Source organism: Lactobacillus xujianguonis (assembly GCF_004009905.1).
GTDB lineage: Bacteria > Bacillota > Bacilli > Lactobacillales > Lactobacillaceae > Lactobacillus > Lactobacillus xujianguonis.
In genome coordinates this window covers 76,704-100,524 of the sequence record NZ_ML136873.1, presented here as the reverse complement: position 1 = coordinate 100,524, position 23,821 = coordinate 76,704, and the positions used below count along the sequence as shown (strand labels likewise).

The 23,821-nt window shown below is 39.6% G+C and carries 24 protein-coding genes and 1 tRNA gene; 6 read left to right on the top strand and 19 right to left on the bottom strand.

Going from position 1 to position 23,821, the window contains the following annotated elements; translation table 11 throughout:
- Positions 1–308: 308 nt before the first annotated feature.
- The 3 genes from EJK17_RS11595 to EJK17_RS02060 all read right to left on the bottom strand — a co-directional run bounded on the left by EJK17_RS11595 (position 309) and on the right by EJK17_RS02060 (position 1,118).
- Positions 309–680, bottom strand: a complete 372-nt coding sequence (locus EJK17_RS11595) for a type II toxin-antitoxin system RelE/ParE family toxin (RefSeq protein ID WP_103660566.1) — start codon at positions 678–680, stop codon at positions 309–311.
- A complete protein-coding gene (locus EJK17_RS02065; RefSeq protein ID WP_103660567.1) occupies positions 673–933 on the bottom strand; it encodes a type II toxin-antitoxin system RelB/DinJ family antitoxin in 261 nt (86 codons plus the stop codon). The genes EJK17_RS11595 and EJK17_RS02065 overlap by 8 nt, the downstream gene beginning before the upstream one ends.
- Positions 934–1,045: 112 nt before the next feature.
- A tRNA-Thr gene (locus tag EJK17_RS02060) sits at positions 1,046–1,118 on the bottom strand.
- 165 nt (positions 1,119–1,283) lie between these two features.
- Here EJK17_RS02060 and EJK17_RS02055 point away from each other — a divergent pair.
- Both EJK17_RS02055 and EJK17_RS02050 read left to right on the top strand, forming a co-directional pair.
- Positions 1,284–1,994: an MgtC/SapB family protein gene (locus EJK17_RS02055; protein ID WP_103660568.1), complete on the top strand. Its 711-nt coding sequence runs from the start codon at positions 1,284–1,286 to the stop codon at positions 1,992–1,994.
- 122 nt (positions 1,995–2,116) lie between these two features.
- Positions 2,117–3,349, top strand: a complete 1,233-nt coding sequence (locus EJK17_RS02050; protein WP_103660569.1) for a DUF2974 domain-containing protein — start codon at positions 2,117–2,119, stop codon at positions 3,347–3,349.
- 74 nt (positions 3,350–3,423) lie between these two features.
- Here EJK17_RS02050 and EJK17_RS02045 read toward each other — a convergent pair whose 3' ends face one another.
- From EJK17_RS02045 to dnaA, 16 genes are all read right to left on the bottom strand, one after another.
- On the bottom strand, positions 3,424–3,690 hold the full coding sequence (locus tag EJK17_RS02045; protein WP_103660570.1) for a GlsB/YeaQ/YmgE family stress response membrane protein: 267 nt from the start codon (positions 3,688–3,690) through the stop codon (positions 3,424–3,426).
- Between the two features lies 1 nt (position 3,691).
- Positions 3,692–3,880 (bottom strand): CsbD family protein, encoded by a 189-nt coding sequence (locus tag EJK17_RS02040; RefSeq protein WP_103660571.1) that lies wholly within the window; start codon positions 3,878–3,880, stop codon positions 3,692–3,694.
- 136 nt (positions 3,881–4,016) lie between these two features.
- Positions 4,017–5,129, bottom strand: coding sequence for a CPBP family intramembrane glutamic endopeptidase (locus tag EJK17_RS02035; RefSeq protein WP_127796156.1), 1,113 nt, complete (start codon positions 5,127–5,129; stop codon positions 4,017–4,019).
- 179 nt (positions 5,130–5,308) lie between these two features.
- On the bottom strand, positions 5,309–6,187 hold the full coding sequence (locus EJK17_RS02030; protein ID WP_103660573.1) for an ROK family protein: 879 nt from the start codon (positions 6,185–6,187) through the stop codon (positions 5,309–5,311).
- Between the two features lie 121 nt (positions 6,188–6,308).
- A complete protein-coding gene (dnaB, locus tag EJK17_RS02025) occupies positions 6,309–7,697 on the bottom strand; it encodes a replicative DNA helicase (protein WP_103660574.1) in 1,389 nt (462 codons plus the stop codon).
- Between the two features lie 27 nt (positions 7,698–7,724).
- The gene (rplI, locus tag EJK17_RS02020) at positions 7,725–8,180 is read right to left on the bottom strand and encodes a 50S ribosomal protein L9 (RefSeq protein WP_103660575.1); all 456 of its coding nucleotides are present in this window, start codon (positions 8,178–8,180) and stop codon (positions 7,725–7,727) included.
- A 17-nt stretch (positions 8,181–8,197) separates the two neighbouring features.
- A complete protein-coding gene (locus tag EJK17_RS02015) occupies positions 8,198–10,219 on the bottom strand; it encodes a DHH family phosphoesterase (protein WP_103660576.1) in 2,022 nt (673 codons plus the stop codon).
- 141 nt (positions 10,220–10,360) lie between these two features.
- Positions 10,361–10,597, bottom strand: a complete 237-nt coding sequence (gene rpsR, locus EJK17_RS02010; RefSeq protein ID WP_003549366.1) for a 30S ribosomal protein S18 — start codon at positions 10,595–10,597, stop codon at positions 10,361–10,363.
- A gap of 30 nt (positions 10,598–10,627) precedes the next feature.
- The gene (ssb, locus tag EJK17_RS02005) at positions 10,628–11,152 is read right to left on the bottom strand and encodes a single-stranded DNA-binding protein (protein WP_103660577.1); all 525 of its coding nucleotides are present in this window, start codon (positions 11,150–11,152) and stop codon (positions 10,628–10,630) included.
- A gap of 47 nt (positions 11,153–11,199) precedes the next feature.
- Positions 11,200–11,496, bottom strand: coding sequence for a 30S ribosomal protein S6 (rpsF, locus tag EJK17_RS02000; RefSeq protein WP_103660578.1), 297 nt, complete (start codon positions 11,494–11,496; stop codon positions 11,200–11,202).
- Positions 11,497–11,717: 221 nt separating this feature from the next.
- Positions 11,718–14,207: a DNA gyrase subunit A gene (gene gyrA, locus EJK17_RS01995; RefSeq protein ID WP_127796155.1), complete on the bottom strand. Its 2,490-nt coding sequence runs from the start codon at positions 14,205–14,207 to the stop codon at positions 11,718–11,720.
- A gap of 10 nt (positions 14,208–14,217) precedes the next feature.
- Positions 14,218–16,179, bottom strand: coding sequence for a DNA topoisomerase (ATP-hydrolyzing) subunit B (gene gyrB / locus EJK17_RS01990; protein ID WP_127796154.1), 1,962 nt, complete (start codon positions 16,177–16,179; stop codon positions 14,218–14,220).
- A complete protein-coding gene (gene recF / locus EJK17_RS01985; RefSeq protein WP_103660581.1) occupies positions 16,180–17,307 on the bottom strand; it encodes a DNA replication/repair protein RecF in 1,128 nt (375 codons plus the stop codon).
- Complete coding sequence (gene yaaA, locus EJK17_RS01980) at positions 17,307–17,528, bottom strand: S4 domain-containing protein YaaA (protein ID WP_103660655.1); 222 nt, start codon at positions 17,526–17,528, stop codon at positions 17,307–17,309. The genes recF and yaaA overlap by 1 nt, the downstream gene beginning before the upstream one ends.
- Positions 17,529–17,744: 216 nt before the next feature.
- Entirely contained in the window at positions 17,745–18,875 is a 1,131-nt protein-coding gene (gene dnaN, locus EJK17_RS01975; RefSeq protein ID WP_103660582.1) for a DNA polymerase III subunit beta, read from the bottom strand.
- A 168-nt stretch (positions 18,876–19,043) separates the two neighbouring features.
- Positions 19,044–20,408 carry a chromosomal replication initiator protein DnaA gene (gene dnaA / locus EJK17_RS01970; protein WP_103660583.1) on the bottom strand — a complete coding sequence of 455 codons (1,365 nt, stop codon included), beginning with the start codon at positions 20,406–20,408 and terminating at the stop codon, positions 19,044–19,046.
- A 463-nt stretch (positions 20,409–20,871) separates the two neighbouring features.
- Here dnaA and rpmH point away from each other — a divergent pair, with 463 nt between their 5' ends.
- From rpmH to mnmE, 4 genes are all read left to right on the top strand, one after another.
- Complete coding sequence (gene rpmH, locus EJK17_RS01965) at positions 20,872–21,012, top strand: 50S ribosomal protein L34 (RefSeq protein ID WP_004039891.1); 141 nt, start codon at positions 20,872–20,874, stop codon at positions 21,010–21,012.
- A 51-nt stretch (positions 21,013–21,063) separates the two neighbouring features.
- On the top strand, positions 21,064–21,438 hold the full coding sequence (gene rnpA, locus EJK17_RS01960; protein WP_103660584.1) for a ribonuclease P protein component: 375 nt from the start codon (positions 21,064–21,066) through the stop codon (positions 21,436–21,438).
- Positions 21,435–22,304 (top strand): YidC/Oxa1 family membrane protein insertase, encoded by an 870-nt coding sequence (locus EJK17_RS01955; RefSeq protein ID WP_103660585.1) that lies wholly within the window; start codon positions 21,435–21,437, stop codon positions 22,302–22,304. The genes rnpA and EJK17_RS01955 overlap by 4 nt, the downstream gene beginning before the upstream one ends.
- Positions 22,305–22,422: 118 nt before the next feature.
- Positions 22,423–23,808 carry a tRNA uridine-5-carboxymethylaminomethyl(34) synthesis GTPase MnmE gene (gene mnmE, locus EJK17_RS01950; RefSeq protein ID WP_103660586.1) on the top strand — a complete coding sequence of 462 codons (1,386 nt, stop codon included), beginning with the start codon at positions 22,423–22,425 and terminating at the stop codon, positions 23,806–23,808.
- Positions 23,809–23,821: the final 13 nt, after the last annotated feature.

Genomic DNA, 23,821 nt, shown 5'->3' with positions numbered 1-23,821 from the left:
AAAATCTCGAGCTTTCTCGACAAGCTTTTTTCTTACGGGGACAAGCAGTTGAGCGATTACTTATCGAATTGCGTGTCGAATTGAACGAGAATCGACACGAATCAACGAGAATCAACGAGAATTGATTTTAATTTATAGATTAACCATTTTTACTTCGTATCAAAAGCAGAAGATTAATAAATTAATCAACTGCTCGCAATTCTCTTACTCCGACATGCACTTCAGCGATTATACATAAAAAAGCGGACGGTTAGTTAACAAAAATATCTCCCACTTTTTGACAGTCCCATCTTAGATGTTTTAGCGTTTTAAAATAAATCTGAATGAGTGCCTATGCCTGCTAAATATATTATGTCTTTATTCGTTCTAATATACAGGAGTAAATGATCTCCGTTATGACCGTCAAAATGTAAATCTAATCCTCTAATGTCTAGATTAGTCAAACTGCCAAATCTATTTTTAATCTCCTGGCGTTGACGCTTAGTCAATGTAATTGGATGTTCATAAAAGTAATCAGGAATTGGATCATCATTTAAAAAACATTCAATAATGTACTGCCAAGGAGAACGATGGTCATCTTCAAAAGGTACTTCACCATAGAAAATGTTGTGCCAGCGCGGATTCTTTTTAACCTTTTTTCTTTGCTTTTTAAATCGACTTGTAGGAATTATCTTACTCATCTAGTAATTTCTCCAGCTCATCATATGAAGATGCACTCTTTAAATGAGGATTCTTCATGTCATCAATAGCTTCATCGATTGATGACATAGTCTCAGCATTAGGAATTCCCCAATATTTAGGTAGTCCATCATTTGCAACTGATGATAATACCATTCTGATAAAACTGGAAATAGACAAACCGTGTGCGGCCAATTCTTTGCTGGCTTTTTCTTTAATATCAGTTGGAACTCTACTATCTACTCTTGAATCCATATTTACCACCTCATTTATATTGTATGACATTTGACACACAGTATCAAATAATCTTGTATGCAAGACAACAAAAAAGACATGGCGTTTAAACCATGTCTAACGAATCTATTTATGCTGACTAGAGGGTTCGAACCTCCGACCTCCTCATTACTAGTGAGGTGCTCTGCCAACTGAGCTAAGTCAGCAACTCTTGCGTTGTCTCACCGACAACAGTATTAATTAAACCATATAGATCTATCCCATGCAAGTGTTTTTTGAAAAAAGTTTCAAAAAAATTCTTACCTGTAAATTTAAGCCAAATAGACTAAAATGGAAGCCGTGATCCAAATATTAATAGAAAGAGGGATTTCATGTTTAGCCTAATTACCTTGGCTCCATTTCAAATTCAAGTTGATTGGCTACTCAGAATCATTATTGCTGCCGTCTGCGGTGGCGCCATTGGTTATGAGCGGGCCATTCAAAGAAAAAGTGCAGGGGTGAGAACCCACATCGTGGTTGCGATTGCTTCTGCTTTGTTCATGATTGTTTCTAAATATGGTTTTGCCGATATTCTTAATATGCATAATATCGCGCTAGACCCTTCCAGAATTGCCGCTCAGATCGTTACTGGGATTTCCTTTATTGGTGCCGGTACTATTCTGGTACGCCGGGAGCAAATCTCTGGTTTGACCACTGCAGCCGGCGTCTGGGCAACTGCTGCAATCGGGATGGCAGTTGGTGCCGGAATGTACGTCATCGGCATTCTCTCAACAGCCTTTCTCTTTATTGTGCAAATGCTTTTCCACGATGATACTTTAATTAATAAGATCATCCTCCATGTCCGCTTTAATATTCAAATTGAAGCAGTCAACAAGCATCATATTCTGGCGCAAATTACGCACGAACTTGAAGAAAATAAAGTCGAAAATGTCTCCGTCAAGATTCTTGATGTAAGTGATGAACGCATTGTCTTCAACGTTGATGGCATTATCGATAATAAACAAGACGAGAATGACATTATTATGGCGCTCAGGAAGTATCCTGACATCACCCGCATTAGTTATACTCGTGGCGGGAAATAAGCCTTAAAAGTTAATTTTCTTTCAAAATATGTCCTTTTGATGGGACATATTTTTATTTTTGCAGTAAAAAATTGCTAAAATTAAAGTTATAACATCACACTTATCTTAGAAAGGAAGATTTTTTGGCAAATTCACTTGAATACTTACGTTGGCGAGGTGACCTCTCTTTCAGCGAGAAGCCTTTTAATAGCGTCGACGCGGCTCTTTTAGCTTCACTTATCTACTTACCCGGCGATGAATCAGCCGTCGGCCACACCTTCGCTGAAGTGGCAGAACAATTGCGTAAACTCCCCTCTTTCCAACATCAAATGCACGACGAAACTGGAACCGAAGTTTTCTTATTGCCGCACAGTCCCCGTCTAGGCAATTTAGAGATCCTTGACTGGACTAATCGCTTAGAGACCGCACCACATCCCTTGCAATTTACTGCTGCTACTTTCCGTTTAACCGATAAAACAATTTTAATTTCCTACCGCGGCACAGACAGCACAATGATTGGTTGGCAGGAAGATATGGTTATGAACTATACCCCGGAAGTTTACGGACAAAATGTCGCCGCTAGCTACTTAAACCGGATCGCTAATGACTTCCCCAATGATCGCATCTACTTAGTCGGCCACTCTAAGGGCGGCAACTTTGCGCAATATGCCTTAAGTGCGGTACGACCAGAAATTCAAGATCGCGTGATTAAGGCTCTCAACTTTGATGGACCAGGCTTTTACCATAAAGTCTTTACTTCCCCTGGCTTTAAGCTCATCCTGCCTAAACTAAAGACCTACCTCCCAGAAGGCTCAATCATTGGTGCTATGTTGGACCATCCCGAACGCACCTTAATCATCAAATGCGACGCTTCCATGACTGATCAACATGATCCACGTCGTTGGCGCGTTGGCCGGGATAGTTTCGTGTTAGCTGATGGCCTTTCAACTGGTGCGCGCATTATTCGTCACTCTTTAATTCACTTCAACCATTCCATCCCTGACGCCAAGCGAGGCAAGATGTTCTCCGCCTTGTTTAATGCTTTTGAAAACTTAGACATCAGCGATGTTAATCAATTAACCGCTCATAAACTGCTAGGAACTTACCGTCTCAGTAAGGTTTTAATGTCCCTTGACCCTGAGTTACGGAAAATTTTTAACACCATGTTTACCGATATCTGGGAAACTTATCGCAAAAGTAACAACGTGCCCTTCACTAGTACGGAATATCAGTACCAGGATTACCCTAAGAGCTCAGACTCTAAAAAGGCCCCAATTTTCTTTGAATTTTATGATCCTGATCTGCCAGATATCAAGCTAGACAAGAAGTTACTAGAAAAGAAGAAATTTAACGGGCATCATTTTCACAAAAAGTAAATTAGAAGAAAAAGGTATTTGAGCTAGCTAACTCAAATACCTTTTTTGGATTCATTTTTTATTTATTTTTTTCATTAGTCTGTCCGGCGACGACCATTCATCATGCCTATAATGAAGGAAACAATCAATACTAAGATCACTGCTCCTAAAATTGATGGCACGACAGCCATGCCGGCTACTTGTGGTCCCCATGACCCAAGCAATGCTTGGCCAATTGAAGAACCAATCAATCCTGCTAAAATATTAGCAATCCAGCCCATTGATTGACCGCGGCCAGTGATTGCACCTGCGATCAAGCCAATAACGCCACCTACAATTAATACCCATAACCAATGTAACATCTTAGGTCACCTTCTCTTCCTTGTGTTCTTCGATGTTTTTGCGAACATCATCTATCCTATCTTTCACTTTTCCTTTGGTCTGTTGCGCCTTGCCTTGGGCTTCGCGCAATTTGTCGCCGGTAAGCTTACCTTCGACTTCTTTCATCTTGCCGACAACTTTGTCTTTGAGACCTGTATTTTCTCTAGCCATAGCCAATCCTCCTTTCTTGTTTTAGTTTATGTCTTAATCTTACATGAAGTGTGACACTGTGTCATTTGAAAAGAATTAAAAAAGCCCGACTTAACCTTTTGTTAAGAATTCAGGCTTTTTTCTTGCTTTTTTTATTTCAAGACATTTTTTCCAGATGAGCTTTAATCACGCTTCTCCTCTTGCCCGTTAACAGCACAATAGTAAAAGCACCATATACTAAAACGACAAGCAAGCTAGGCAAAAACTGATGAGGATCAATTGATAACCACCACCCTGACGCTGACATATCTGCAAGAGGATTAACTTTGATCCGAAAGACGAGCCAATCTTGGCAAGCATGAATTAAAACGATTAACCAAAATTGTCCCGTATAAAGATAAACCGCTGCTAAGAATAAGCAGAAACCTAGAGTGATAAAGATTTGAACTGCCGTTAATGCAGCTGTTTGTCCGCTAAAATAATTTACGCTATGACTAACGGCAAAAATTAAAGCACTAATTAAAACCGCTAATTCTATTCTTCCACGATGATGCCTAAACTTACTCAAAACTATTCGTAGATTGAGCCAGCGCAATGTTTCTTCTAAAATTCCTGCTTCAATTGCAGCCAAAATGAGATTTAAGCCTGGGAATTTATTTAATATTGAAAATGTGGCTGTCCAATTCCAAATAGCATCTTTAAATTGACTAGTCAAATTAATTAGAGCACTGAATACTGAACTCCCAATGATAAAAACTAACAAAATAAGCAGAAATAGCCATTGAGATTTAAACGCACCGCTAAAATATAAATTCATTTTAGCTGTTTGCCACCACTTATTCCCTAAATAAAGTGCAAATCCTAAAAACAGAAAAGCGTTGATAATGCTGGAATCATTAATGGCAAACAAGATTTCATTCTTAAAATGATAACTTGTAACTAGTAGATTTAAAACACAGATTGATAAAATAAACACTGCCAATAATTTAGGAATGAATTTTCTTAGTGGGACTAGGCTTACTTTTAAAAATGGTAAAAATAGGGTTAAAGCTAAGATACTGTAAATAGTTATACTTATCGGCTTAGGAAATGAAGTATTCTTTAGCACAAAGTGAAATAGAATTTTTAAAGCTAAAATTAGCGCTATTGGTATGAAGGCATTAACGTATTCCTTAATCGTGAGCCACCATGGTTGCTCATACTTGAAGCCATTAAAAATTAAGGCTGCGATTACTAAGAGCATGCCGAAAATAAGCAAAGCTATCGGCATCCCTAAGCCATTCTAAATACTAGCTACTACCAAAATTAAACCAGCTAAAACCAGTTGCAGTCGCTGCATAAAAATCCATTTATGCATAAGCTCATCCCCTAAAATATTTTATTTACAAAAAAACTAAGAATTACTTTTCGATAGCAATTCTTAGTTTTCTAGTCTATGCAAATTAATTTTTATTTCAAGACAGTTTTCGCTAATTCAAAATCACCTAAAGTAGCTGAACCGTTATCTGCGACAGCTGGACGTACAATCAACTTATCCAAATCTGGCGTAGCAACATAGTTGTTGTTAAAGTCATCAAAGAATTTCCGTACCTTAACCAAGTCGTCTTCAGTTAAAACTGAACCACCAACAACCATCACATCAGGACGAGCAGCCATATAAGCGTTGAAAAGAACTTGAGCAACATAGTAGGCAATGTATGTGAAGACCTTGTTGTCACGGGCAACCTTTTCACCTGGAATACCTAAACGTCCTTCAATTGAAGGACCAGCAGCCATCCCTTCGGCACACTTGTTACCGTGGAATGGACAGTGTCCTTCATAGTCATCACCAGGATATGTCTTAACTAACATATGACCCATTTCTGGGTGATTGTTTAATCCCACAAACTTACCTTCTTGTACAATGCCAGCACCAATTCCAGTACCGATTGTGATGTAGAAGTAAGACTTAGAATTATCACGGCCACGCGCAATATATTCGCCATAACAAGAAGCGTTAACGTCAGTCGTCATGACAACGGGAATGCCTAATTCCTTTTCAAAATAACCTTTCACGTTAGTTCCTGACCAACCTGGCTTTGGTGTATCCAAAATATAACCAAAGGTGCGTGAATTTTGGTTAATATCAATCGGACCAAAAGTCCCAATTCCTAAAGCATCAACTGGATGCTCCTTAAAAAACTCTGCCGTCTTGGCTAAAGTTTCCTTAGCAGTCGTGGTAGGGATCCGGTCTCTTGCAACTTCTTTGCCAGTTGCGACATCTTGCACGGCAACAATAAACTTGGTTCCACCAGCTTCAATACTGCCTACATACTTTTTATCTGCCATGTTCATCATCCTTTTCTTTTTATGTTCTAACTGCGTTTTATATGCTGCATTAATTATATGCAAAAAAGCCTTTACACGTAAAGGCTTTCATGGGTATGTAATTAAATTTTTGTACTTATGCTTATTTATCCGGCGCATCATGCGCATAATCCAGATTCGAGAACCGGTTATAAGGCTTGGAAAACATTAATTTGACTGTTCCTCGACTACCTGAACGGTTCTTTTCAATGATGACTTCAACTTCACCATTATCGTCTTCTGCTTCTACTTCGCCGTCATCATCGCCAGACTCGCCGTCTTCTTCATCACGGTAATAATCATCCCGGTAAAGAAAAGAAACAATGTCGGCATCCTGTTCAATTGACCCAGATTCACGAATATCGGACAATACAGGGCGTTTATCTTGCCGCTGCTCAACTGACCGTGACAACTGCGAAAGGGCAATGACGGGCACGTGAAGCTCCTTAGCGAGCTTCTTTAATTGCCGAGAGATAGCAGAAACTTCTTGCTGCCGTGATTCACTCCGTGGTCCTTCAATTAACTGCAAGTAGTCAATCACAATCAGACCGAGTTTCCCCTTTTCTTTGGCTAGTCGTCTCGATTTAGCCCGAATCTCACTCATTTTAATTCCGGGTGTGTCGTCAATGTAAATACTGGTATTGGCTAAAGACCCTGAGGCCACGATCAACTTGCGCCATTCATTTTCATCAAGTTGACCTGTTCTAAGGTGCTGAGAATCAATTAAACCTTCTGAGGCCAGCATTCTTTGCACTAACTGTTCCCCACTCATTTCAAGCGAGAACATCGCAACCGTATTATCGGTATGCAAGCCCACGTATTGCGCCACGTTTAAGGCAAAGGAAGTCTTACCAACACCAGGACGAGCTGCCACGATAATTAATTCATCATCATGAAATCCAGTCGTCATTTTATCTAGTTCCGAAAAGCCTGTTGGCAAACCAGTAACCATGTTACCGTCTTGCGGAATATTGTTAATATCTTCAACGGCTGAGTTAACAATTTCTTTAATTGCCCTAAAACCACCAGTATTGTTTTCTGAAGAAACGTTCATGATCTCGCTTTCGGCATCATCTAAGATGTCGGTCACGTCATCTGAACCTTCCATCGCATTATTAATAATGTTTTGACTGGCAGCAATCAATCTTCTAAGCATGGCCTTCCGGTGCACGATCTGTGCATAGTAAGTTACGTGCTCAGCGGTTGGCGTTGAAATTGCTAACTGTGATACATAGGCAATCCCGCCGATATCTTCCAGCTGATTCTTCTTAGTTAATTCATCCTGCAGCGTTAACGGATCAATTACATCCCCACGATCGGATAAATCTAACATCGCCTGGAAAATATAGCGGTTAGCTCGTTCATAAAAATCTTCCGGCTGAACAACAGCATCAGCTTCAGCCACTGCTTCAGGATCAATAAAGATTGCCCCTAAGACAGCTTTTTCCGCATCTGAATCATGCGGTATTTGTTGAGAAACAATGTTATCCATCAATCACAACCACTTTTACTTAGTGTCTTAATCTTGTTCGGTGATATGAACGCGAATTGTAGCGTCTACGCCCTTAAACAACTTAACAGGTACATTTGTGTAGCCCAAGGCTTTAATTGGCTCAGGAAGGCTTAATTTGCGTTTGTCGATCTTAATACCGTATTGCTTCTCCAAACCTTCAACAATCTTCTTGCTAGAGATTGAACCAAATAGCCGTGCATCAGTACCAGCCTTTGACTTGAAGTTAACAACAGTTTCGTCTTTATCAAGCACTGCCTTAATCTTTTCAGCTTCGGCCTTTTCTGCTTCATAAGCAGCCTTTTCGTTAGCTTCAACCCGCTTCAAGGTATTCATATTACCCTTAGTTGCAGCCTTAGCTAAACCACGCTTAATCAAGTAGTTTTGAGCGTAACCATCTGGGACATTCTTAACTTGTCCACGCTTACCACGGCCTCTAACGTCTTGTGTAAAAATAACTTTCATTGTCATATTCCTTTCTGTTATTCATTTTCTTGTTCATATTCATCAATTGCCTTTAGCAATTGCGCACGTGCTTCTTCAATTGTAACGCCTTTAATTTGCGTTGCAGCATTGGAAAGGTGACCACCACCGCCCAATTTTTCCATGATTAATTGCACGTTGATCTTACCCATTGAACGAGCGGAGATCCCAATAGTATCCGCGCTGCGCCGAGTAATGGCAAAGCTGGCACCCACATTTTCCAAATCTAGGGCTGTATCAGCTGCCTGTGCTGTCACAATTGGATCAATGATTTTATCATCCGGTCCGCAAAGCACTGCCATGTGTGGCCGCACCATCTTCAAAGTGGCTACTAAGTGCGTCCGCTCTAAGAAGCTATCAATGTCTTCTTTGAGTAAGGAGCTGACCACTGCTGAAGAAGCGCCAATTGACCGCAAATAACTGGCCGCATCAAAGGTTCTAGTGCCAGTCCGCAGCGAGAATTCTTTGGAGTCAACCACAATCCCGGCCAGCATTGCCGTTGCTTCTAAGTCAGTTAAGACTCGCTTCCCACCAGCTGGCTGTTGGTATTCGATCATCTCCGTTACCAATTCACACGCTGAAGAAGCATAAGGTTCAACATACGTTAACATTGGGTTTTCTGGGAATTCTTCACCACGCCGGTGGTGATCAATCACAATAATCCGATTCTTCAAGCGATCATAGAGCTTTTGAGAGTAAGTAATCGAATATTTAGAGTGGTCAACCATTACCAGTAATGATTTATCAGTTGCCGTATTCAGGGCATCAGCTGGATTGATGAAGATATCTTCATCCTTCTTTTCTTTAGCCATCCGTGCCACTAAACGCCCGACATCATAATTAGTCTTGCTGGTATCAAGTACAAAGTGAGCTGTTACGCCATGCAAACGGGCAATTTTGACAACCCCAATACCACTACCAACTGAATCCATATCAGGTCGTTGGTGACCAACGACAAAGACGCGATCGGCATCTTTGAATAATTCAGTAATTGCTTGGGCAACCATCCGGGCCCGGACACGAGTCCGCTTTTCCATTGGATTAGACTTACCACCATAGAAGCGGGCATCTTTACCAGGTTGACGCAAAACAACTTGGTCTCCACCACGTCCTAAGGCTAAATCGAGGTTAGATTGCGCTTGGTTAGCAATTTCAGTTAATGAATCACTACCAAAGGCGATCCCAATCGAAAGTGTCAATGGAGTATTGTTACGGCTTGTTTCTTGCCGTACTCGATCAAGCACTGAGAACTTGTCTTGTTCCATTTGCTTCAAATCTTGCATATGCGCTAAGAGCAAAAAGTGATCTTCATCGATTCGCTTCAGATATGAATTAAACTTCTTAGCATAATCACTGAGTTTATTTTGCACATAAGAACTCATGCTGGTTAATTCCTGATCATGCATAGCTTCGCTTAATTCATCATAGTTATCAATAAAGATTAATCCAATTGCTAAACGATCAGCTTCATACTTGCGCTCAATCTTAGCATAGCGAGTGATATCTAACAAATAGATAACTCCCAGATCATCCTGGACCACCATTTCAAATTCGTGTCCATCCCAATGAACCATATGATTTTCTGCGGTTTTAGCAGCAATTGCTTCATTGAGTAATTTATTTAAATCAGGATCAACGGATTCAATTGTATGGCCAATCAGATCATCGTCTTTTAAGTAAAGTTGCAAGTAGGGGTTAACCCACTGAATCTGATGCTCATTATCATACAGCAAAATCCCCAGTGGCATCTTAATTAAAGCTTCTTGCTCACTGCGCTTAATGCGGTAAGACAAGTTAATCGCAAAATTATTTGCATTACCAGCCAAAATATAAGTGCCATAAATAGCAATCGCAACCGTTAAGATAAAAATCAATAATAATGCCAGCCCAAATAAAGGTTTCATTATCATTCCAAGTACCGCGCCTAATAGCGATAAACACAGAATAACAACTACAGAAGCTGTGAGTCGCGCGTCTCGAATAAAGGCGGGTAATTCAAGTTTACGTAAAAAATCTTTCATGAAAGATCCTTCCTAAAAATAGGTATCGTTCTTCAAATTAATTATACCGTATCCGGCAAGCGAGGGGATAGAATGTAAAAAAAGAGATCGGAAAAGTTAACTTCTTCGATCTCTTTTTAAACGTATTAATATTTGACTGAATTAGTCTTCAGCAACAAATGGCAACAAGCCCATAATACGAGCTCTCTTAATTGCGTTTGCTACTTTACGTTGATTCTTTGCGCTAGTGCCAGTGACACGACGTGGTAAAATCTTACCTCTTTCTGAGATAAAACGTTTCAACAGGTCAACGTCCTTGTAGTCAACGTAGTCGATGTGGTTAGCTGCAATGTAGTCAACCTTGCGACGACGACGGCCGCCTCTTCTTTGTTGAGCCATATCCCTAGGTCCTTTCTTTCAATTTTATTTTTAGAATGGAAGATCATCATCTGAAATATCAATGGTATCCCCTGAGCCAGCAAATGGATCTTGTGGCTTATCTTGAGGGGCATTATTGGTATTTGCAGCAGGTGCTCCGCCATTATTAGGTTGGAAATTGTTAGTGTTTTGTGCGCCAGCATTTCCATTATTATTTGGTGTAAAACCACCATTTTGACCGCGGGCTTCACGATCCTTACGTGATTCGAGCAATGCGAAATTATCTACGACAACTTCAGTGACATAAACTCTTTGCCCGTCTTTATTATCGTAACTTCTGGTTTGAATTCGGCCATCAATCCCAACTAATGAACCTTTAGAAGTAAAATTGCAGAAGTTTTCTGCAGATTTTCTCCAGATTACACAGCTGATAAAATCTGCGCCTCTCTCACCTTGGCTATTTGTAAATTGACGGTCAACAGCAAGAGTAAACGTAGCAACCGAGATTCCGCTCCCAGTAGTACGCAATTCAGGATCACGTGTTAATCGGCCAACAAGTACAACTCTATTAATCATACTTAGGTCCTCCCTTTCCTAAATCACGGTCTTTTTTCGATAATAAATTATTTGTCTAACTTAACAGTCATTGAACGTAAAACGGCGTTGTCAATCTTTGACAAACGACTGAATTCGTTAACTGCGTCTGCGTTTTCTGCAGTGAAAGTCATAATGTGGTAAGTACCTTCACGATACTTGTCGATTTCGTATGCAAAATGACGCTTGCCCCAGTCTTTGGATTCAACCATAGTACCACCGTTGTCTGCGATAACCTTATCGTAGTTTTCAACGAGAGCCTTCTTTGATTCTTCATCAATATCAGGCTTGATAATGTAAGTTACTTCGTACTTAGTAGTTGCCATGAACTATTGCACCTCCTTCTGGACTAAATGGTTCTTGCTAAAATCAAGAACAAGGAGTAATGGAAATTATTACTCGCAATGCCTAATTCTAGCACAGAACCAAAAAAATTACCAAACAAAATTCACGTGATCCTCGAGGAATTTTGCTCCTCTAATATTAGATACACAGAAATGCTTGATAATTTTTTTCTAAAAATTAATGTTTAAACTTTCTTAACTTTTTATTCTTCTTCGTCGGTAGCTTCCGCATCATCGTCCGTAACTTCTTGATCTTCTTCAGTTGGGACAATAGCTAAACTAGCAACTTGGTTATTATCAGTTACTTTGATTAACCGAACACCTAACGTATTTCTCCCAGTTTGAGAAACATCATCCACCTTAAAGCGGATCATGATTCCGTCGGTAGTAATAACCATAATATCTTTAGTACCATCAACAACGGTTACGCCAGCAAGTGGACCGTTCTTTTCACTAATATTTGCGGTCTTAATTCCTTTACCGCCACGGCCCTTAATTGGGTATTCACTAGCAGCAGTCCGCTTACCATAACCTTTTTCGGAAATGATTAAGACTTCATCATTTGGCTTAATTACTTCTGAGCCAACTACATAATCGTGATCACGCAAGTTAATTCCGCGAACACCGGCAGCTGTTCTTCCCATTGGACGAACATCACTTTCATTGAAGGTTACTGCATAACCTAAGTGCGTCCCGATTAAAATATTTTGTTGACCGTCAGTAGTTAAGACATTGCTTAATTCATCCCCATCACGCAGGGTTAAGGCAATCAACCCACTATTTCTAATATTAGAAAATTCACTGACATGCGTCCGCTTAACGGTTCCCATCTTGGTGATGAAGAACAAGTAGTTGTCATCAGCACCCTGAGGAATATTAATCACGGTTTGAATCTTTTCGCCCTTGTCTAACTGAAGCAAGTTCACAATTGGTAAGCCTTTAGCCATCCGGCCATATTCTGGAATTTCATAGGCTTTCTTTGAGTAAACCTTGCCCTTGTTAGTAAAGAACAAAAGTAAATCATGCGTACTTGAGTAGATTAAGTGTTCAATAAAGTCATCATCTTGAACACCCATCCCCTTGATTCCTTTACCGCCACGGTTTTGAGTCTTGAATTCGGTGATTGGCATCCGCTTGATGTAACCACGGTGAGTTAAAGTCAAAAGGACATTTTGCTTTTCAATCAAATCTTCATCTTCAATTGAAACTACTTCACTAGCACCGATTTCAGTCCGGCGATCATCACCGAAGCGTTTTTGGATATCAAGTAATTCATCATAGATAATTTGATCAATCCGCTCATGGTGAGCCAAAATGTCTTTGTAATCAGCGATCTTAGCTTGCAGATCCTTATATTCTGCCTTAACCTTGTCACGCTCTAAACCAGTCAACCGTACCAGCCGCATGTCCAAGATAGCTTGTGATTGCTTATCATCTAAACCGAAGCGACTGATCAAAGCTGCCTTAGCAATATCACTAGATTCACTTTGACGAATAATCTTAACAATTTCATCAATGTGATCAAGGGCAATTAATAACCCCTCAAGAATATGAGCTCTTGCTTCGGCCTTAGCTAATTCAAACTTAGTCCGGCGAGTAACCACATCTTCTTGGTGATTCAAGTAGTATTGAAGCATTTGCTTCAAGGTTAAGAAGTGTGGGGCACCATCAACAATGGCAACCATATTCATTCCGAAGTTAGCCTGCATTTGTGTTTCTTTGAATAAATTATTCAAAACTACACTAGCACTGGCATCCCGGCGAATATCGATAGTAATTCTCATCCCAGTCTGGTCGGATTCATCCCGCACACCGGTAATCCCATCGATAATTTTTTCACGAGCTAAATCCGCAATCTTCTTAACCAATTCAGCCTTGTTAACCATGTATGGAATTTCACTGACGATAATTCGTTCACGGCCACTCTTTTCAGTTTCGATATTAGTTTTGGCACGAACAACAATATTGCCCTTACCAGATTCATAAGCCCGGTAAATTCCGCCACGGCCCATGATAATTCCGCCAGTCGGGAAGTCTGGTCCAGGAATAACTTTCATCAAGTCCTTGGTTGTGGCATCAGGGTTCTTCATCAACATATGTAAACCACCAATTACTTCACGTAAGTTATGTGGTGGAATGTTGGTAGTCATCCCAACGGCAATCCCATTTGCTCCGTTAACTAACAAGTTAGGGATTCTGGCTGGTAAAACTACTGGTTCATTTTCAGTATCATCATAGTTACGTTGCCAATCAACCGTATTTTTGTTGATATCCCGAAGCATTTCAACGGCAATCTTGCTCATTCTAGCTTCGGTATAACGCATTGCGGCTGGTTCATCCCCGTCGACAGAACCGAAGTTACCGTGCCCATCAACTAGCATGTAGCGATATGAGAATTCTTGTGCCATGTGAGCCATTGCGAGATAAATTGAGGAGTCACCGTGTGGGTGAAACTTACCCATAACTTCCCCAACAATTCTGGCACTCTTTTTATAAGGCTTATCAGGGGTAACACCTAATTCACTCATTCCGTAAAGGATACGACGCTGAACGGGCTTTAACCCATCACGTACATCTGGCAAAGCACGTGCAACGATAACTGACATCGCATAGTCTAGGAATGAACTACGCATGGTGCTAGTTAAGTCAACGTTGCGGATTCTATGATCCTGCATTTGATTATCGTTATCCATTTAAAACCTCCTAAGCATCCAAGTTCTCAACATATTTAGCGTTCTTTTGAATGAAGTCTCGCCGTGGAGCAACCTCGTTACCCATGAGTAATTCAAACACAGCATCGGCATCTTTAGCATATTCTGGGCTAACCCGATCAAGGCGCCGGTTTTCTGGGTTCATGGTTGTTTCCCAAAGCTGTTCTGGGTCCATTTCACCTAACCCCTTGTAACGTTGAACAACTGGCTTAGGACTTGGTTGCAAGCTACCTAAGTAATCATGCAACTCTTCGTCAGTGTCAAGATACTTCACTACTTTACCTTGACGAACTTGGTAAAGAGGTGGACGAGCGATGTAAACATATCCTTTTTCAATCATTGGACGCATGTAGTTGTAGAAGAGCGTCAAAAGCAAAGTTCTAATGTGGGCCCCATCGACATCGGCATCAGTCATGATGATTAACTTGTGATAACGGGCTTTTGAAACGTCAAAATCAGCCCCAAAGCCAGTGCCTAAAGCTGTAAACAAAGAACGAATTTCTTGGTTAGCTAAAATTCGATCCATTGAGGCTTTTTCCACGTTCAAAATCTTCCCACGAATTGGCAAAATAGCTTGCGTTAACCGTGAACGTCCTTGCTTAGCAGAACCACCGGCAGAGTTACCTTCGACGATGAATAACTCTGAGATACTTGGGTCGTTACTGGTGTTATCAGCTAGTTTACCTGGCAAGTTAGCAATTTCTAGCCCTGACTTCTTTCGCGTAACTTCACGCGCACGCTTAGCAGCTGTCCGTGCACGTTCAGCTAATTGTGCCTTTTCCACGATCTTCCGGCCTACAGCAGGATTTTCCATCAAGAAGCGACTAAAGGTTTCTGAAAAGGCCTTATCAACTGCAGTTCTAGCGTCAGAGTTACCTAACTTAGTCTTAGTCTGGCCTTCAAATTGCGGATCTGGGTGCTTAACAGAAACTACTGCTGTCATCCCTTCACGAATATCTTCACCAGAAAGGTTATCGTCCTTATCCTTTAAGATTTTAGCTTTATGAGCATAATCGTTTACTACCCGTGTTAAAGCCGTCTTAAAGCCAGCTTCGTGCATCCCGCCTTCATAGGTGTGAATGTTGTTGGCAAAGGTCATTAAAGTCGTTTTATAGCCGTTGGTATATTGCAAAGCAACTTCAACGTTGATGCCCTGATAGTCACTTTCAACATAAATTGGTTCATCAAATAAGACTTCCGTATCCTTGTTCAAAAAGGCAACGTATTCTTTAATTCCGCCTTCAAATTTATAGACATCAGTTTCGGCAGTTTCTTTCCGCTTATCAGTAAAGGTTAACTTCAAGCCCTTATTCAAAAAGGCCAATTCCCGAATTCTGTTCTTTAAGATCTTGTCATCAAAGGTGGTTGTTTCAGTAAAAATATCAGGATCTGGATAGAAGTGGACAATCGTTCCGTGTTGATCTAATGGCACAGTTCCCACTTGCTTCATTTCTTCCTTAACCCGGCCGTGATCAAAGGCAATGGCATACTTTTTACCATCCCGCATAACGGTAACATCTAGCTTAGTGGAAAGAGCGTTAACAACTGAGGCACCTACACCGTGCAAACCACCAGAAACTTTGTATCCGCCACCGCCGAATTTTCCTCCGGCGTGAAGAACAGTAAAGACAGTTTCTAGAGCTGGCCGACCAGTCTTCTCTTGAATATCGACTGGAATCCCACGTCCATCATCTTGTACGGTAACGCTGCCGTCTTCATTAACAGTAACTTCGATCTTGCTAGCAAAACCAGCTAATCGTTCATCGATACTATTATCAATAATTTCCCATACTAAATGGTGTAAACCTTGTGAACTAGTAGTCCCAATATACATACCAGGGCGCTTACGAACAGCTTCAAGTCCACCTAAAACTTGAATTTGACTAGCATTATATTTATCAGCTTCTTTTTCATAGTGCTTAACTTGTTCAAGTTTTTCTTTTTTATCAGCCATTTAACTCTCCTTTTCTAAACTAATCTTGCCGGAGTCAATATGATAAATCTTCGGCTGTTTGATAATTTCCCAGGAAATACCTTCTAAATCTGTAGTGGTAATAAAAGTTTGTGTTTTACCGTGAATATAGTTTAATAAAGCGCTTTGACGATCATGGTCAAGTTCACTCATTACGTCATCTAAGAGTAGGACCGGATATTCGCCACTTAAATGATGCACTAAACTAATTTCAGCTAATTTAATGCTTAAAGCAATTGAACGTTGTTGGCCTTGCGAGGCATACAAGTGGGCGTTTTTGCCATCAAGTTTAAATTCAAGATCATCTCGATGCGGACCAGACAAGGTGGTTCCTTTTCTAATCTCAGTTTGCTTATTTTTTTGATAGTTAGCTAGTACCTTTTGATAAATACTCTCAGTACTATCGTCAGCATTAATACCTGCTACCGAAGGGTGGTAAGTCAATGTCAACTTTTCACCTGCTAAACTAATCTCTTGATAGGCTAAACTAGCGGAATGACTTAAATATTTTAAAAATTTAAAGCGGCGCGAAATAACTTCGGCCGCAATTCCTGCTAATTGATCTGACAACACATCCAAAAAGATCTGGTCTTTTGCTTCACCCTTAGCCAGCTGCTTAAGATAATTATTTTTTTGAATTAAAACTTGCCGATATTTACTGGCAAAATACAAGTACTCTGCGTTTATCTGCCCAAATTCTTGGTCCATGAAGCGTCGTCGTAAACTAGGAGCACCCTTAATTAAATCCAAATCTTCCGGCGAAAATAAAATCGCATTTAATTGCCCAACATACTTGGACAATTTAGCTTGTTCAACTCGATTGATCCAAACTTTTTTACCCTTTTTGGTAATTAAGGCCCTCAAATCCAAGACCACTTGACTCTTATGAACTTGCCCGCGAACGTTAGCAAACTCATCACCAAAGTGAATCAATTCTTTGTCACTACTTGTCCGGTGGGACCTTGTTAAAGCTAAAAAATAAACTGCCTCTAAGAGATTAGTCTTACCTTGGGCATTCTTACCAATGAAAATATTAACGTTAGGATCAAAATGCGTGTCGATTTGCTTCAAATTGCGGTAATTTTGCACACTAAAATGATCTAGGTACATTAGGCTTGCCGAAATTGATATTCCGCATCACCGACTTGAACCGTGTCGCCAGGATGCAATTTCTTGCCACGACGATTTTCACTTTCACCATTCAAAATTACTGGATTTTCACGCAAATACCATTTTGCCTCGCCACCAGAAGAAATAATACTTTCTTCTTTTAAAAATTGGCTTAAGGTAATATATTCACCCTTGATTGTAAATTCCTTGATAGCACTCACCTTCAATACACTTTATTTCCCTATCTAATTATATTCGTTTATGAAGTAAAAAACAAACTAAAACGCCGTTTTTGGGCGTTTTGAGCGTTTTGTAGTTAACCAAACCTGATCATAGTGTTTGAGGTTAAAAATAATTTAACGTCAATTTTGAGGACTTAACGTAAAAAGACAGTAAAAAAGGTCCACCATTTGGTGAACCTTGTCTACTTATCAAAATTAAAATGTTCTAACTGGCGTAATTAGTTGCACAAATTGAATGTCATCTTTATTTGGTGTAACTGTGAATGGCCGTAATGGTTGGGTGAATTTCATAATTACTGCATCAGTAACTGAAGCTCTGAGGGCATCACGTAAATAATCTGGGTTAAATGAAATCTTAAGATTATTACCTTCCAGATTCTTGAAGCTAACTTCTTCTTCTACATTACCGATTTCAGCAGAAGTACCACTTAACTTAACTTTTTGGTTTTCCACATCAAGATCTAAGTCAACTACGTTGTTTCTTCCCTCATGAGTCAACAAACTTGCCCGGTCAAGTGCGCTTGAAAGTTCTGCTAAGTCAAATTCAACACTAGTCGTGCTTTCAGTTGGCAATAAGCGGTCAGTGTCAGGATAGTTACCATCAAGTAAGCGGGAGTAGAAGGAAATGTTATTACTCTTGAACAAAACTTGATTGTCCCCTGGGCATACTGTAATTTCAGGATCACTTTCACCGATAATGCGTGATAATTCTTGCAAACTCTTACCTGGAATAATCAAATCAGTTGCTGTTTGGGGACCATTTTCAAGAACGATTTCACGTTCAGACAAACGGTGAGAATCAGTGGCAACGGCTTTAATTGTGTTAGGACTAAAAGTAAAGTGTACCCCACTTAAAACTAAGCGACTTTCTTGAGTAGCAACAGCAAATTGGGTTTCGTTGATAATCTCGCGTAAGATTTTGCCGGCGATGTTGAAAGTTGCTTCATCTGGAATTTCTGGCAATCTTGGGAAATTATTAGCGTCTAAACCATTAATAGTGAATTCACTGTTCTCTGAAGAAATCTTAGTTTGAAAACTTTCCATTACTTCAAAAGAGAAGTCTTTACCTGGAAGTTTCTTAATAATTTCACTGAAGAAACGGGCTGGTAAGACAATTGATCCAGTTGATTCAACAGTTAAGTCTTCACTAACAGGAATTTTAATCTCAATTGAAATATCAGTGTCACTACCAGTTAAGGTCAATTCTTCATTTGAGAGAACTAACTTAATCCCACTTAAAATTGGAATAGTAGCTCTTGAAGAAATGGCACGCATGACATTATTCAAATTTTCAATGAACAAATTACGGTTAATTGTAAATTTCATTTCTGCCTCCTAATTACGAGTACGTTTATTTTATTTAATTATATATTTTATTACTTAGTAGTAGTAGGCCCTGTGTATTCTGTTGAAAACTTCCACAAATCCCAAGTTAAAGGAATAGTGCAAGTTAATAACATGTGCAAAACTTAGGACTTTTGTCCACACGCTAAATTAGCGATCAAGCATTTGCGTCAATTCAAATACTGCCGATTTAATATCAGAATCAATCTTAATTTGATTCTTAATCTTATCGCAAGCATGCATGACCGTAGTGTGATCTTTTCCGCCGAATTCTTGGCCAATCTTAGGTAGACTAGCGTCAGTTAATTCGCGAGAAAGATACATTGCAATTTGTCTTGGAATCACAATTTGGCGTACCCGCTTTTTACCTTTTAATTCTTCTGTTGAGGTTTGGAAATAGTTAGCCACAACTTCTTGAATCTTAGAAATTTGCAATCCGCGATTCTTTTGAACGAGTTTTAAATCGGCTAAAGCATCATGGGCTAAGTTAACATTAATATCTTCTTTTTCAATTGTTGCGTGAGCTTGGACTTTTACTAGAGCGCCTTCTAGTTCACGAATATTAGTGTCAACTTGTGAAGCAATGTAATTTAAAGTGGCGTCGTCCACTGTCAATCCTTCTGCTTCAGCTTTGCGCCGCAAAATGGCGATCCGAGTTTCCAAATCAGGAGGAGTAATTTCAACTTGGAGTCCCCAAGTAAATCTTGAAACTAAACGCTCTGAGAGATCTGGAATTTCAGTTGGCAGGCGATCACTAGTCATTACAATTTGCTTTTGGTCATTGTAAAGAGTCTCAAAAGTATGAAAGAACTCTTCTTGAATGCCTTCTTTTTTAGCGAAGAATTGAATATCATCCACTAACAGTAAATCGCAAGTCCGATATTTTTCCCGAAATTGGTCTTGCGTTTTATTTTTGATGGAATTGATAAAGTCGTTGACGAAGGTCTCACTTTGAATGTAAACCACTTTTGCATTTGGTCGCTCAGCTAGCATTTGATGACCAATCGCTTGCATTAAGTGGGTTTTACCTAAACCAACTCCACCAAAAATAAACAAAGGATTATAAAAACTACCTGGACTGTCGGCAACTGCCAGTGCAGCACCAGCAGCGAGCTTGTTACCTTCCCCTTGAACAAAATTATCGAAGGTGTACTTGTCGTTTAAACTCAAATCTTTGGTGAATTCATCATTTTGGTGATGAGTAACAGTTTGTTTTGCTGGTTGACGCGGTTCCGGAGTTACTATCCGCTCAGGCCCAGCTTCACCTTCAATTTGAAAGACAGGTAAAATTTCCATTCCATTATAGCCGTAAGCAGATTGGATTAATTGAGATGCAAGATTTTTTTCCCAATACCCTTTTGCAACGGGATTTTGAACAGAAATTTTTAACTCATGAGTATTTTTGTTATAGGAGAGAGGTTTTGTATTTTTGAACCAAGCATTGTAGGCAACTTCATTAAAACGAATGCGCATTTCGTCATTGAAGTGTTGCCAAAAATCGTCAATATTGAACAAAAAACATTCCTCCTAAATAAAAAATTTTTTATTATTGAAGTTGAAAGTTTTCCACAACCGAAAATACTAAAAGTAGAATTAACAGACTGTGCATAATTATTATACAGTAATCCACAAGCAAAGAAATGAAAAAATGACTATTTTCTTTATCCACAAGGCTGTTGTGCATAAATGTTTTTGCTTGTCACTTAGAAACATCTGAAATACAGAAGTTATGCACAAGCATGTTTATTTTGTTTTCCACACCTTGTTGAATGTGAAAAAAACTGAGAAAAAGTCTGTGGATTTTAAATTGTGGACAAAAAATGGGTGCTTTTATCCACATTGCTTTTAAACAAAAAAAGAGCCGAAAAAGGAGTTTTAGGGCTTGACTTTTTTCAATTAATACTTGGTTTTTTTGCGTAATCATGCTATTCTAGATAAGAAATTGTGCAGTTGGCACATAAAAATGGAGGTGCAGTTTATGTCAACTAAAAGAACTTACCAACCTAAGAAGCGTCACCGTTCACGTGTTCACGGCTTTATGAAGCGTATGAGCACATCAAATGGCCGTAAGGTTTTAGCAAGACGCCGTGCAAAGGGTAGAAAAGTCTTATCTGCTTAAACCACTGAATCCCAGTGGTTTTTTTAGTCTACTAGAGTGGAATGAAACGTTTTGAGAAAATCATATCGTGTAAAGTCTGAAAGAGATTTTCAGCATGTATTTAAAGAAGGCGAATCAATCGCTAATCGAGCTTTTGTTATCTATAAGATAGAAAAAACAGAAAACAAACACTTCCGGGTGGGAATTTCTGTTGGTAAGAAGGTCGGTCATACTGCCGTTGTTCGCAATCGACTCAAGCGTTACATTCGGGCAGTACTTACCGAAAAGAAGGTGGAAATTGATCCGCAAGCTGATTTTTTGGTAATTACTCGGCCTTATGCTCGCAACTTTGACATGACTGAGGTACGCAAAAATTTAGTTCATGCTCTGACCTTGGCTCACGTCATGAAAGAAATGCCAGATGAAATTGAGGAAAGTGAAAAGTGAAAGACATTTTAACAAAGAAAAATGTTAAACGTCTTCTTGCGATTCTTGCGGTTTTGACGATCGCGGTAGTTTTGACCGGATGTGCTACTAATACTTCCAGTCAACAAATGGCGCCAATTTCTCATACAAGTGGAAATTGGTGGGATCGTTGGATTGTTTATTACGTTTCTGCATTTTTGCTTTGGCTTGCTAAGCTTCTTGGAAATAATTATGGCTGGACAATTATTGTCTTTACTATTTTAGTCAGAATTATTTTGTTGCCTCTAAATGCAATGTCAATTAGAAGTACTTCTAAGATGCAACAAATTCAGCCACAAGTTAGTGCATTACAGAAGAAATATCCTGGACGCGATGCAGAGTCAAGACAGTTATTGTCACAAGAAACCAATAAGCTATATAAAGAAGCTGGGGTTAATCCGTATACTGGTTGTTTACCACTAGTAATTCAGTTACCAGTTATGTATGCTTTGTATCAAGCTATTTGGCGGACGCCACAACTCCAAAATGGGCGCTTTTTATGGATGGATTTAAGTAAACCCGATCCATATTACATCATGCCGATTTTGGCGATGATCTTTACCTTTATTTCAACCTATATTAGTCAAATGTCGACTCCTAAGTCATCACAAAATATGATGACGAAGGTGATGACCTACGGAATGGCAATTATGGTTGGTGTAATGGCAATTTGGTTCCAATCTGCGATTACACTTTACTGGGTAGTTTCTAACCTCTTCCAGGCAGTGCAAACGTTTATTTTACAAAATCCAATTAAGTATAAGCGTGAACAAGAAGCCAAGGCTGAGGCTGAGCGTGAGCGTAAACGTCGTATAAGAAGAACCTACAAGCGTTTAAGACGCAAATAATAATTGAATATTAAATCTAAAATCATTTTTAGATAAAGTAGTCAAAGTGCTTTATCCATCATGAGGTTTGTTCGTGATGGCATAATGCGCTTTTTTTATTGGAAAAAGGAGATAGATGATGGCTCAAACTTTGACTGAATTTGATACGATTGCCGCGATCTCAACCCCAATTGGTGAAGGTGGGATTTCAATTGTGCGCATGTCAGGCGAAGAAGCAATTAAAATTGCTAATCATGTTTTTAAAGGAGCAGATTTAACCAAGGTAGCAACGCATACCATTCATTATGGCCATATTATTGATCCAGAAACTGATAAGACCATTGATGAAGTAATGGTGACGGTCCTCAGAGCGCCTAAGACTTTTACGCGTGAAGATATGGTTGAAATTAACTGTCACGGCGGGATTGTAGTCACTAACCATATTTTGCAATTATTGCTGGCTAACGGAGCACGGATGGCTGATCCAGGAGAATTTACAAAACGGGCTTTTGTGAATGGCCGGATTGATTTGACCCAAGCTGAAAGTGTGATGGATATTGTCCGTGCGAAAACTGATAAAGCACGGCAAGTGGCTGTCGGACAACTAGCAGGCGGTTTATTAGAAAAAATTCGCGGAATGCGCAAGGAAATTCTCGATACTTTGGCCAACGTTGAAGTTAATATCGATTATCCAGAATACGATGCTGATCAAATTACGGCTAAACAGATGGCTGATACTTCTAACGATGTGATTAAGAAGATTGACCGCTTACTTAAAACCGCTCAAGAAGGAACCATTTTGCGTAACGGTCTAGCGACAGCAATTGTAGGTCAGCCTAATGTTGGTAAATCTTCTTTATTAAATTATTTAACCCAAAGTGATAAGGCGATCGTTACTGATGTAGCGGGCACTACGCGGGATACTTTGGAAGAATATGTTTCAGTTAAGGGTGTTCCGCTGAAGTTAATCGATACGGCTGGGATTCATCATACGGAAGACAAGGTTGAAAAAATTGGGGTTGAACGTTCGCAAAAAGCGCTCAAGCAGGCAGATTTGGTTTTACTGTTAATTGATGGTAGCCAAGATTTAACCCAAGAAGATCAAGCTTTAATTGCAGAAACGAAAAATAAAAAGCGGATTATCATCTTGAATAAGTTGGATCTTGGACAAAAGTTAACCATTGAAAAGATGCAGCAAATGACTAATAGCCCAGTAATTTCAACTTCGATCTTGAAAGAAAAGAATTTGGATGAATTGGAAGATTTGATCAAGAAGCTCTTCTTCTCAGGAATTGAAAACTCTAATGATCAAGTGATGGTCACTAACCAGCGGCAAGCCGGCTTATTGCAAAAGGCTAAAAAGCAATTGCAAGATGTGATTAAGGCCGTCGAAAATGAGATTCCAGTTGATATTGCGCAAATTGACTTTAATGGTGCTTGGGATACATTAGGTGAGATTACTGGTGATAGTGCGCCAGATGAATTAATTAACGCACTCTTTAGTCAATTCTGTTTAGGTAAGTAGTTTTAGGGGAAAA